The sequence below is a fragment of the Kitasatospora sp. NPDC053057 genome, from assembly GCF_044546945.1.
Classification (GTDB): Bacteria; Actinomycetota; Actinomycetes; order Streptomycetales; family Streptomycetaceae; genus Kitasatospora.
In genome coordinates this window covers 400,252-409,931 of record NZ_JBITZP010000002.1, presented here as the reverse complement: position 1 = coordinate 409,931, position 9,680 = coordinate 400,252, and the positions used below count along the sequence as shown (strand labels likewise).

Annotated in this window: 13 protein-coding genes and 1 tRNA gene; 12 read left to right on the top strand and 2 right to left on the bottom strand. The window is 72.1% G+C overall.

Translation table 11 applies throughout. The features are described from left to right. Positions 1 to 166 precede the first annotated feature (166 nt). Positions 167 to 1,135, top strand: coding sequence for a helix-turn-helix transcriptional regulator (locus ACIG5E_RS04480; RefSeq protein WP_396531394.1), 969 nt, complete (start codon positions 167 to 169; stop codon positions 1,133 to 1,135). 41 nt (positions 1,136 to 1,176) lie between these two features. Here the strand turns inward: ACIG5E_RS04480 and ACIG5E_RS04475 are convergent, their stop codons facing one another. Further along, entirely contained in the window at positions 1,177 to 1,695 is a 519-nt protein-coding gene (locus ACIG5E_RS04475; RefSeq protein ID WP_396531393.1) for a YbhB/YbcL family Raf kinase inhibitor-like protein, read from the bottom strand. Positions 1,696 to 1,778: 83 nt separating this feature from the next. Here ACIG5E_RS04475 and ACIG5E_RS04470 point away from each other — a divergent pair, with 83 nt between their 5' ends. The 3 genes from ACIG5E_RS04470 (at position 1,779) to ACIG5E_RS04460 (ending at position 3,882) form a co-directional block, all read left to right on the top strand. After that, the gene (locus tag ACIG5E_RS04470; protein WP_396531392.1) at positions 1,779 to 2,435 is read left to right on the top strand and encodes a rhomboid family intramembrane serine protease; all 657 of its coding nucleotides are present in this window, start codon (positions 1,779 to 1,781) and stop codon (positions 2,433 to 2,435) included. Between the two features lie 226 nt (positions 2,436 to 2,661). Continuing rightward, positions 2,662 to 2,958 carry a type II toxin-antitoxin system VapB family antitoxin gene (locus tag ACIG5E_RS04465; RefSeq protein ID WP_030273186.1) on the top strand — a complete coding sequence of 99 codons (297 nt, stop codon included), beginning with the start codon at positions 2,662 to 2,664 and terminating at the stop codon, positions 2,956 to 2,958. 252 nt (positions 2,959 to 3,210) lie between these two features. Next, a complete protein-coding gene (locus ACIG5E_RS04460; protein WP_396531457.1) occupies positions 3,211 to 3,882 on the top strand; it encodes a LytR C-terminal domain-containing protein in 672 nt (223 codons plus the stop codon). Between the two features lie 74 nt (positions 3,883 to 3,956). Here the strand turns inward: ACIG5E_RS04460 and upp are convergent, their stop codons facing one another. Continuing rightward, positions 3,957 to 4,592 (bottom strand): uracil phosphoribosyltransferase, encoded by a 636-nt coding sequence (upp, locus tag ACIG5E_RS04455; protein ID WP_189913140.1) that lies wholly within the window; start codon positions 4,590 to 4,592, stop codon positions 3,957 to 3,959. Between the two features lie 163 nt (positions 4,593 to 4,755). On the opposite strand from upp, the gene ACIG5E_RS04450 reads away from it, so the two are divergent. From ACIG5E_RS04450 to ACIG5E_RS04415, 8 genes are all read left to right on the top strand, one after another. After that, positions 4,756 to 4,992 (top strand): hypothetical protein, encoded by a 237-nt coding sequence (locus ACIG5E_RS04450; protein ID WP_396531391.1) that lies wholly within the window; start codon positions 4,756 to 4,758, stop codon positions 4,990 to 4,992. 302 nt (positions 4,993 to 5,294) lie between these two features. After that, entirely contained in the window at positions 5,295 to 5,852 is a 558-nt protein-coding gene (locus ACIG5E_RS04445; RefSeq protein ID WP_396531390.1) for a tRNA adenosine deaminase-associated protein, read from the top strand. A gap of 50 nt (positions 5,853 to 5,902) precedes the next feature. Next, complete coding sequence (gene tadA, locus ACIG5E_RS04440) at positions 5,903 to 6,430, top strand: tRNA adenosine(34) deaminase TadA (RefSeq protein WP_396531389.1); 528 nt, start codon at positions 5,903 to 5,905, stop codon at positions 6,428 to 6,430. Between the two features lie 68 nt (positions 6,431 to 6,498). Further along, positions 6,499 to 6,585 (top strand) — tRNA-Ser (locus ACIG5E_RS04435). A 448-nt stretch (positions 6,586 to 7,033) separates the two neighbouring features. Next, on the top strand, positions 7,034 to 7,198 hold the full coding sequence (locus tag ACIG5E_RS04430; protein ID WP_188304848.1) for a hypothetical protein: 165 nt from the start codon (positions 7,034 to 7,036) through the stop codon (positions 7,196 to 7,198). A 12-nt stretch (positions 7,199 to 7,210) separates the two neighbouring features. Then, positions 7,211 to 7,504 (top strand): Dabb family protein, encoded by a 294-nt coding sequence (locus tag ACIG5E_RS04425; protein ID WP_396531387.1) that lies wholly within the window; start codon positions 7,211 to 7,213, stop codon positions 7,502 to 7,504. Between the two features lie 358 nt (positions 7,505 to 7,862). Beyond that, the gene (locus ACIG5E_RS04420) at positions 7,863 to 8,645 is read left to right on the top strand and encodes an RNA polymerase sigma factor SigF (RefSeq protein ID WP_396531456.1); all 783 of its coding nucleotides are present in this window, start codon (positions 7,863 to 7,865) and stop codon (positions 8,643 to 8,645) included. A 145-nt stretch (positions 8,646 to 8,790) separates the two neighbouring features. Next, a complete protein-coding gene (locus ACIG5E_RS04415) occupies positions 8,791 to 9,678 on the top strand; it encodes an RNA polymerase sigma factor SigF (RefSeq protein ID WP_396531386.1) in 888 nt (295 codons plus the stop codon). Positions 9,679 to 9,680 lie beyond the last annotated feature (2 nt).

Here is a 9,680-nt window from a genome sequence, read left to right as displayed (position 1 = left end):
CGAGGCGGGCGCATGAGCGAGCGCAGCGAGCGAATCATCGAAAGGTGCGCGTGGGCGAATGCCCCTGCCGAGCGGAGCGAGGCGGGCGCATGAGCGAGCGCAGCGAGCGAATCATCGAAAGGTGCGCGTGGGCGAATGCCCCTGCCGAGCGGAGCGAGGCGGGCGCATGAGCGACACCCCGGCCCGGCTGCTGAACCTGCTGTCCCTGCTGCAGACCCCGCGCGAGTGGCCCGGCAGCGAACTCGCCGAGCGGCTCGGCGTCAGCCCCCGCACCATCCGCCGGGACATCGACCGGCTGCGGGACCTCGGCTACCCGGTGCAGGCCACCATGGGCGCGGTCGGCGGCTACCGGCTGGTCGCGGGCACCGCGATGCCGCCGCTGCTGCTGGACGACGAGGAGGCGGTGGCCATCGCGGTCGGCCTGCGGGCGGCCGCCGGGCACGCCGTGGTCGGCATCGAGGAGGCCTCGGTCCGGGCACTTGGCAAGCTGCTCCAGGTGCTGCCGAGCCGGCTGCGGCACCGGGTGGGGACCCTGAACACGGCGACCGTACCGCTGCTCACCGGGGACGGCCCGACCGTCGACCCGGAGGCCCTGACCATGCTCGCCGGCGCCGTCACCAAGCACGAGCGGCTGCGCTTCGACTACCGGGCCCGCGACGGCGCCGAGACCCGGCGCAACGTCGAGCCCGAGCGGCTCGTCTCGACCGGCCGCCGCTGGTACCTGATCGGCTACGACCTGGACCGGGACGACTGGCGGCTCTTCCGGGTCGACCGGATCACCGAGCCGTTCGCCACCGGCGCCCGCTTCACCCCGCGCCCGCTCCCGGCCGAGGACGCCGCCGTGTTCGTGGCGAGCCGGCTGCGCCGCCAGTCACCGACGCACACCATGGTGGCCACCGTCCACCGCCCGGCCGCCGAGGTCGACGGCTGGATGCCCTGGACCGGCGACTACGAGCTCGAACCGATCGACGACCACAGCTGCCGCCTGCGCTCCCGGGCGGACTCCCTGAAGTGGCTGGCGGCCGGACTGCTGATGCTGGACTGCGACTTCGAGGTGCATGAGCCCCCGGAGCTGCGCGAGCACCTGCGCACGATCGCGACCAGGGCCGACCACGCGGCGAACCGGGGGAGCTGAGCCGGGGCCCGGCCCGGACAGCGGGCCCCGGCAGCGGGTGCTCAGACCCCGTACTCGGCCGTCAGCAGCGCCCGCCCGAGGGTGTGGAAGGTGATGTTGAAGCCGATCTGGGCCGCCGGGGTGTCGGCGGTGACGTCCAGCTTCTCCACGTCCAGCGCGTGCACCGCGAACACGTAGCGGTGCGGGGCGCCGGGCGGCGGGGCGGCGCCGTCGTACTTGTTGCTCGGGAAGTCGTTGCGCCCGTGGAAGGAGGCCGCGCCCGGCAGGCCGTCGTCCGAGGCGCCGGCGCCGCGCGGCAGTTCGGCGGTGTCGGCGGGCAGGTTGAGGGCCAGCCAGTGCCACCAGCCGGAGCCGGTCGGCGCGTCCGGGTCGTAGCAGGTGACGGCGATGCTCCGGGTGCCCTCCGGCAGGCCCGACCAGGCCAGCTGCGGCGAGAGGTTGCCGCCGCCGTGGATGAACTCCCGGCCCAGCGTGCCGCCTTCGGTGATGTCCCGGCTGCTCAGCTGGAAGGACGGCACCTGCGGCAGGAACTCGTACGGCAACGGCGGACGAACACTCATGGGGTGCACCTCTCACGGTCGGGATGACACTGATCACTGTAATGGGGTGCACGACCGATCCGGCCGCCCCTACAGTCGACGCCATGGCTTCGAAACTCGCCCAGTTGCTCTCGGATTCCCGCCGCGCGCTGTTCACCATGCTCGGGTTCCAGGCCGTCATCTGGTCCGTGCAGGTGGTCAACTGGCTGGACGACTACGACCTGTCCAAGGAGTACGGCCTGCGCTCGGAGCGGGTGGACGACCTGCCCGAGATGTTCACCATGCCGTTCCTGCACTTCAGTTGGGACCACATCCTGTCCAACTCCTGGCCGCTGTTCGTGCTCGGCTTCCTGGCCGCCTACCGCGGCATGCGGAAGTTCCTGCTGGCCAGCCTGGTGATCACGGTGTCCGGCGGGCTCACGGTCTGGCTGCTGGAGAGCCCGAACACCGTGACGGCCGGAGCGAGCGGCATGGTCTACGGCTACCTCGGCTACGTGGTGCTGCGCGGCGTCCTCGACCGCAACGTGCTGGACGCGGTCGTCGGCCTCGGCGTCGCCGCGGTCTACTGGACGATCCTGATCGGCGTGCTGCCGGTCGTCCACGGCGTCAGCTGGCTGGGCCACCTCGGCGGGCTGATCGGCGGGCTGGCCGCCGCCGTCCTGCTCCGCAACCAGGCGCAGCCGAAGCCCGTCCCCGCGGCTCCCGCCCCGGACAGCCCCAACACCGCCCTGCTCAAGGAGCTGGACGACCTCGGCCTGTAGACCGACCGGGTGTGCAGGCGACCGGCATGCAGCCGACCGGGCGCATCAGGCACGCTCCTGGACGGGATCGGAGGCCGGAAGCGGGTCCTGAACCCGGCCGAGACCGGGCGATGTTCACGACATTTCCCACCAAACAGCCGCAATCGCCCACCCGCGGCTCACAACCGTGCGCGTGGCGCCCCCGCGGCTGCTGCGCCATCCGCCGTCCGAACGGTAGGCTTTCCGTGTGATCTTCAAGCGCATCGGCAATGGGCGGCCGTACCCGGATCACGGCCGGACGAGCACCCGCCAGTGGGCTGACGTCGCCCCGCGTCCGGTGCGGCTCGACCAGCTGGTGACCACCAAGGGCCAACTCGACCTGGAAACCCTGCTGGCCGAGGACTCGACCTTCTACGGGGACCTCTTCGCCCACGTGGTGAAGTGGCACGGCGACCTCTACCTGGAGGACGGGCTGCACCGGGCCGTACGGGCCGCGCTGCAGCAGCGCCAGGTGCTGCACGCCCGTGTCCTCGAAATGGACTGACGGCCACACGGCCATCTCCCGGACCGCCCCCTCGCCTCCCGGCGGAGGGCGGTCCGCGCGTACCCGGGTACCTCCTTTCGGGTACCGGGGTACTCCAGATGATGATCGTTTAGTACCTTCACAGCTGTCCGGCACTACGCTGCTGACTACGGCTTCGACCAGGGGTTCCGCCCGCACCAGGGAGGACGCCTCTGCCCGGCCCACCCGTCATCCCGACCCCGCCCTGGCACGAGGGGGAGACAAACCGTGAGCATGTTGACTCCCCAAGGCCTCAAGGGGAAGCAGTACCGCGTCACCGGCAACGCCTACCCGCGGCTGGGCCGCCCCCCGAAGAAGAGTCGCAAGGTGATCGCCGCACTCGCGGCCCTGCTCGCCCTGGCCCTGATCGGTCTCGGCGGCGTGCAGCTGTACGACATCTTCCGCGGCAGGAACGGGAACGCCTCCGCGCAGGCCTGCGCCGACCCGTCCGGCAAGCCGCTGGCCGCCCCGACCCCGGGCGCCACCCCCGGCACCTCCGGCGCCCCCGCCGCCGCGGTGGACCCGCACGCCGTCCCCGCGCCCACCGCCGTCACGGTGAACGTCTACAACGCCACCACCAAGGCCGGTCTGGCCGGGCGGACCGCCGACGAGCTCAAGAAGCGCGGCTTCGTCATCGGCAAGGTCGGCAACGCGCCCGCCGAGCTGGACAAGAAGGTGCCCGGCACCGCCCAGGTGATCGCCGGCCCGACCGGCGCCGCCGCCGGCACCCTGGTCAGCTCCCAGATCGCCGGGGCCGCCGTCACCGCCGACGCCCGCACCGACGCCAGCGTGGACTTCGTGATCGGCGACAGCTACAACGCCCTGCTGGACGAGACCCAGGCGGCCGCCGCCCTCGCCCTGGCCACCAAGCCCTCCCCCGCCCCGAGCGCCACCGGCAGCTGCTGACCGCACGACAGCGACAGCAGGAGAGCCCCCCGGCAGACGCAGTGCCGGGGGGCTCTCGGACGTTCGGGAAGGGGTCAGCCGGCCGTGCCGTACAGCCGGTCGCCCGCGTCGCCCAGGCCGGGGACGATGTAGCCGTTCTCGTTCAGCCGCTCGTCCAGCGCGGCGGTGACCACGGTGACCGGCAGGTCGGCCAGCTCGCGCTTCATCACCTCGACGCCCTCGGGCGCGGCCAGCAGCACCACGGCGGTGACGTCGGTGGCACCGCGCTCGATCAGCATCTTGATCGCGGCGACCAGGGTGCCGCCGGTGGCGAGCATCGGGTCGAGCACGTAGACCTGGCGGCCGGAGAGGTCGTCGGGCATCCGGGTGGCGTACGTGGAGGCCTCCAGGGTCTCCTCGTTGCGCACCATGCCGAGGAAGCCGACCTCGGCGGTCGGCAGCAGGCGGGTCATCCCGTCCAGCATGCCGAGGCCGGCCCGCAGGATCGGCACCACCAGCGGTCGCGGGTAGCTGAGCCGGGTGCCGAGCGTGACCGCCACGGGGGTGGTGATCTCCACCTCGTCGGTGCGGACGTCCCGGGTGGCCTCGTAGGCGAGGAGGGTCACCAGCTCGTCGGTCAGGCGACGGAAGGTCGGCGAGTCGGTGCGCTCGTCGCGCAGGGTGGAGAGCTTGTGGGCGACCAGGGGGTGGTCGACGACGTGGAGACGCATGTACCGAGGTTAGCCCGGTCCTGGACGCCTGTACGACACGCCGTGCCAGGCCCACCCACCGGCCGCGGTCACCGTCCCGTGACACGCCGTGACGCACGGCGAATGTCCGGACGGAACCGGTCCCTGTGGTATCAACCCGGCCGTTCTGGGAATGTCACGTCTTATGACGAGCAACCCGAAGGCCGGGGACGGCTCGGCGGACGAGCCCGTCGGCGGGGCGGCCCTTCGCGCCGGCCCGCCGCAGGACCCCCCGGAGACCGAGTCGGAGCGCCGCAGGCGGCGGGCCGTCTTCCTGCGCGAACTCGCCGAGGCCCGCGAGCTGAGGGAGCGGGTCCAGCCCCGGCGGACCAAGGAACGCCGGATGCGCGAAGCGATGCGGATGCGAACCTTCCGCATCTGACCGGGATCCGACCCGGGTCCGACCCGCTTCCCCCAGCCCCCGACCCGACCCCGGCCCGGCCCGTCATCACTCCAACGGGCGTTCGGGCCAAAATTCGACCGGCCCCGGCGCGTCCCGGCCCGGATCCGCCGTCCACCACCCGGCCCTTCCGACACGACCTGCAAAGACGCGCTGCCGAACACCCCCCGCAAGGGCGGGCTTTCTGTCACGATTCCGATGGGACGGTCCGAACAAGCGGACCGCCTCTGGCGCGGGGGCGGCCAGATTTTCGCGTTGCCCGAGCGCGCCGACAGCCGAGACCGATGATCTTGGGAGTGTCCCTGGTGGCGTACTTCGCTGCAGTGCTTGCTCGCACCGAGGACGGGTGGGATGTGAGCGAGACGGAGCTCGACGACGTCGAAACCCTGGCCGATCTGGCCGACCTGGCCCGCGAATCCACGCAGGACGACGACAGCGTCCTGATCTTCATCGAACAGGAGGACGCCTGGTTCGCCATCGTCCGGGTGGACGGTGAGGACGACCCGCGGATCTTCGTGTCGGACGGCGCCGCCGCCGCCCGCAGCTCCTACGGCTCCGTCCTCACCGACGAGCTGGTCGACCAGGCCGGCGAGAGCGAGTTCGGCGACCTGGACCACCTGCTGGACGAGGAGGCCGAGGCCGAGGAGCAGGACGACGAGGACGCGGACGGCCGCGGCGGCGTCCCGGTCGGCCCGCTCGGCGACGCCCACCTGCTCACCGAGTTCGGCCTGGCCGCCGACGAGCTGCTCGCCCTCAGCGGCGAGGGCGCGGTGCCGGGCGACGCCCTGGAGGAGATCGCCGAGGCCCTGGGCTGCGGCGAGGTCCTGGAGGCGGTCCGGTAGCGGCACCGGTCAGGCCGGTGTCCATCACCGGATGCCCGACACTGGATGCCATGCAGCCCGCATCCACCCCGCTGATCGTCCCGCACGTCCCCCCGCTGCCCGCCCCCGTCCGCCCCGACCCGGTCCGCGACCGCTGGGCGGCGCCGATGCGCCTCGCCATCGCCGAGGCCGCCCTGGCGCCGGCCACCGGGGACGTCCCGGTCGGGGCGCTCGTCCTGGGCCCCGACGGCGAGGTGCTCGGGCGCGGCCACAACGAGCGCGAGGCGGTCGGCGACCCGACCGCGCACGCCGAGGTGGTCGCGATCCGGCAGGCCGCCGAGAAGATCGGGGAGTGGCGGCTCAGCGGCTGCACCCTGGTGGTCACCCTGGAGCCCTGCACGATGTGCGCCGGCGCCATCGTGCTGTCCCGGATCGACCGGGTGGTCTACGGCGCCCTCGACGAGAAGGCCGGCGCGGCCGGCTCGCTCTTCGACGTGATGCGCGACCGCCGGCTCAACCACCGGCCCGAGGTGGTCTGGGGCGTCCTCGCCGAGGAGTGCGGCGAGCAGCTGCGCGCCTTCTTCGACACCCATCGCTGACCCCGCCCGGCAGCCACCCGCGGATACGGATTTCGTGACCGCGCCACCCGTCCGGTAGAGTTCCCCTCGGTAGCGTGTCCGAGCGGCCAAAGGAGCACGCCTCGAAAGCGTGTGTGGGGGCAACTCCACCGTGGGTTCGAATCCCACCGCTACCGCTCGAAAGCCCGAGGGCCCGTCCGATCCGGACGGGCCCTCGGCGTTTTCGCGCACCCTCGGACGCGGAAAGGGCTCCGTACTCCGGGCCATGACCACCATGGCCCGGCTCGTACGGAGCCTGGAGGGGGAGCGGCTCGGGGGGACTGACCGCTCCCCCGGCGGAGTCCCACAACCGGCGCCGCGTCCGGGGGGAGCCGCGACGACCGGTCCCACAGCGGGGATCTCCGGATCCACATGCCGGGGGATTCCTGCCAGATCCCCGGCACGCCACCCATCCTGCCGCCCCGTCGGCCGCGGGGCACCCGGAGAAAGGCCCCACTCGCGGGGACCTTCGTCCCGCCGGGCGAACGCGCCGCACACTTGATAGCCCGTCCGGTGGATAAGCTGCCCTGCAGGGCCGCTCGGGGACCCGGATGACGGCGGCCCACCGCAGGGAGGAAGGTCACGATGGCGCAGGCGAAGAAGATCGGCATGGCCCTCCTGCTCATCTTCGTGCTCTACTCGATCATCACCTCACCGGCCCGGTCCGCCGAACTCGTCCAGCTGGGCTTCGAGGGCATCTCGAACGCGGCCAAGGCGGTCGGCACCTTCATGACCGGTCTGATCAAGTAAGGAGCGGCCACCGTGATCCGCCACCTGGTCCTGTTCAAGCTCAACGAAGGCGTCGCCAAGGACGACCAGCGCGTGCTCGCCGGCGCCAAGGCCTTCGCCGAACTCGGCTCGTTGATCCCCGAGCTGCGCGAGTGGGAGTTCGGCTGGAACACCACCGAGCGCGACATCGCGTACGACTACGCGATCAACAGCCTGGTCGAGGACCGGGAGTCCCTCCAGGCGTACCTGACCCACCCCGCGCACCAGGCCGCGGCCGGCCAGTGGCGCGAGTTCGCGACCTGGGTGATCGCCGACATCGAGGTCTGACCTCCGGGGCGTGTCCGACGGACTCGCCCTCGCGCCCGTCCCCCGGACGGACCGCGCCCGCCCCGTCCGGCTCCCGGGCGGGGCGTCTTGCTCCGTCCGGGAACAACCCTTGCGGCGCCTCGCCGACGGGCGCCGTGGAGGTCGGGCACCCCACCAACACACCTCCACCGGGTGCTTGCCCGACCTGCGCCCACCTTGTGATGCTATGACCGGTTTTGCCGGACATGGCGAGGTGTGAACCAGCCCCGACACCCGATCCGCAGGGCCCGTCGTTGTCGACTTTGGGAGGGGTGACGTGTCCGTGGACGAGGTTCTGGCTTCGATCATCAGCCCGGCGGGCGAGCTCCGCCCGGACGGGCTGCGCGGCCCCGGCGGCCGGCCCGCCGTGGATGTCCGGACGCTCACCCGGGTGCTGTTCGAGCGGCTCTCCGAGCTGCCCCCGGACGCCCCCGAGCGGGAGCGGGTCCGGGCCGCGCTGATCGAGGTGAACATCCCGCTGGTCCGCTACGCGGCCACCCGCTTCCGCAGCCGCAGCGAGCCGATGGAGGACGTCGTCCAGGTCGGCACCATCGGCCTGATCAACGCGATCGACCGCTTCGACCCGACCCGGGGCGTCCAGTTCCCCACCTACGCGCTGCCGACCATCATGGGCGAGATCAAGCGCTACTTCCGGGACAACGTGCGCACCATGCACGTCCCGCGCCGGCTCCAGGAGCTGTGGGTGCAGGTCAGCGGCGCCATGGAGGAGCTGACGGTGCTGCACGGGCGGGCCCCCAAGGTGCCCGAGATCGCCGCCAGCCTGCGGATCCCCGAGGAGGACGTCCGGGCCTGCCTGGACGCCGGGCGCGCCTACAACGCGGCCTCCCTGGAGGCCGCCCAGGAGCACGAGGGCGGGCTCGCCCTGCTCGACCGGCTCGGCTACGAGGACGCCGCACTGGCCGAGGTCGAGCACCGCGACATGGTCCGCCACCTGCTGGTCCAGCTCCCCGAGCGGGAGCGGCGGATCGTGATGCTGCGGTTCTTCGCCAACCTCACCCAGTCGCAGATCAGCACCGAGCTGGGGATGTCCCAGATGCACGTCTCCCGCCTGCTCTCGCGGATCCTGACGAGGCTTCGGACCGGCAACTCCTGGGAAGAGTGAGATTGCAGCGCGTTACCCCCGCGTGACATCTTGCGACGTTCGGGTTTGCCGGGGACCGTGTTCCGGTATGGAGGGGGTTGGGCCCCTGCCGGGAACCTCCGTGCGACGGCCCCCGTTCAACTGTCAGTCACAAGGGGGTGGGTGCATGTCCGGAGAGCTGGGCACTGCGGAGATCCACGCTGGCCAGGCCAAGGGTACGGCGGTCGCCGGGGACCGGATCCCGCTCCAACGGGTCGGCTCCGGGACACCCACCGAGACACCGCCCGGCTCCGGGCTGGACACCCGGACGCTCTCCCGCTCGCTGTTCCTGCGGCTGGCCGCACTGGAGCCCGGCAGCGAGGAGCACACCTACGTCCGCGACACCCTGATCGAGCTCAACCTGCCGCTGGTCCGGTACGCCTCGGCGCGCTTCCGCAGCCGCAACGAGCCGATGGAGGACATCGTCCAGGTCGGCACCATCGGCCTGATCAAGGCGATCGACCGCTTCGACCCGGAGCGCGGGGTGGAGTTCCCCACCTTCGCGATGCCGACCGTGGTGGGCGAGATCAAGCGCTTCTTCCGGGACACCAGTTGGTCGGTCCGGGTGCCGCGCCGGCTCCAGGAGCTGCGGCTGGCGCTCACCAAGGCCGGGGACGAGCTGTCCCAGCGGCTGGACCGCTCCCCCACCGTCGCCGAGCTGGCCGCCTGCCTCGGGGTCAGCGAGGAGGACGTGGTCGAGGGCCTCGCGGTGGGCAACGCGTACACCGCCAGCTCGCTCGACTCCAGCCCCGGCGAGGAGGACAGCGAGGGGCCGCTGGCCGACCGGCTCGGCTACGAGGACCTCGCGCTGGAGGGCGTGGAGTACCGGGAGTCGCTCAAGCCACTGCTGGCCAAGCTGCCGCCGCGCGAGCGCCGGATCATCATGCTGCGGTTCTTCGGCAACCTCACCCAGTCGCAGATCGGCGAGGAGATCGGGATCTCCCAGATGCACGTCTCCCGGCTGCTCACCCGCACGCTCACCCAGCTCCGCGAGGGGCTGATCAGCGAGGGCTGACC

Bases quoted from the DNA above. Each gene is read 5' to 3' on its own strand.
- ACIG5E_RS04480 (WP_396531394.1), top strand. From the start codon at position 167: ATGAGCGACACCCCGGCCCGGCTGCTGAACCTGCTGTCCCTGCTGCAG.
- ACIG5E_RS04475 (WP_396531393.1), bottom strand. From the start codon at position 1,695: ATGAGTGTTCGTCCGCCGTTGCCGTACGAGTTCCTGCCGCAGGTGCCG.
- ACIG5E_RS04470 (WP_396531392.1), top strand. From the start codon at position 1,779: ATGGCTTCGAAACTCGCCCAGTTGCTCTCGGATTCCCGCCGCGCGCTG.
- ACIG5E_RS04460 (WP_396531457.1), top strand. From the start codon at position 3,211: ATGTTGACTCCCCAAGGCCTCAAGGGGAAGCAGTACCGCGTCACCGGC.
- upp (WP_189913140.1), bottom strand. From the start codon at position 4,592: ATGCGTCTCCACGTCGTCGACCACCCCCTGGTCGCCCACAAGCTCTCC.
- ACIG5E_RS04450 (WP_396531391.1), top strand. From the start codon at position 4,756: ATGACGAGCAACCCGAAGGCCGGGGACGGCTCGGCGGACGAGCCCGTC.
- ACIG5E_RS04445 (WP_396531390.1), top strand. From the start codon at position 5,295: ATGATCTTGGGAGTGTCCCTGGTGGCGTACTTCGCTGCAGTGCTTGCT.
- tadA (WP_396531389.1), top strand. From the start codon at position 5,903: ATGCAGCCCGCATCCACCCCGCTGATCGTCCCGCACGTCCCCCCGCTG.
- ACIG5E_RS04430 (WP_188304848.1), top strand. From the start codon at position 7,034: ATGGCGCAGGCGAAGAAGATCGGCATGGCCCTCCTGCTCATCTTCGTG.
- ACIG5E_RS04415 (WP_396531386.1), top strand. From the start codon at position 8,791: ATGTCCGGAGAGCTGGGCACTGCGGAGATCCACGCTGGCCAGGCCAAG.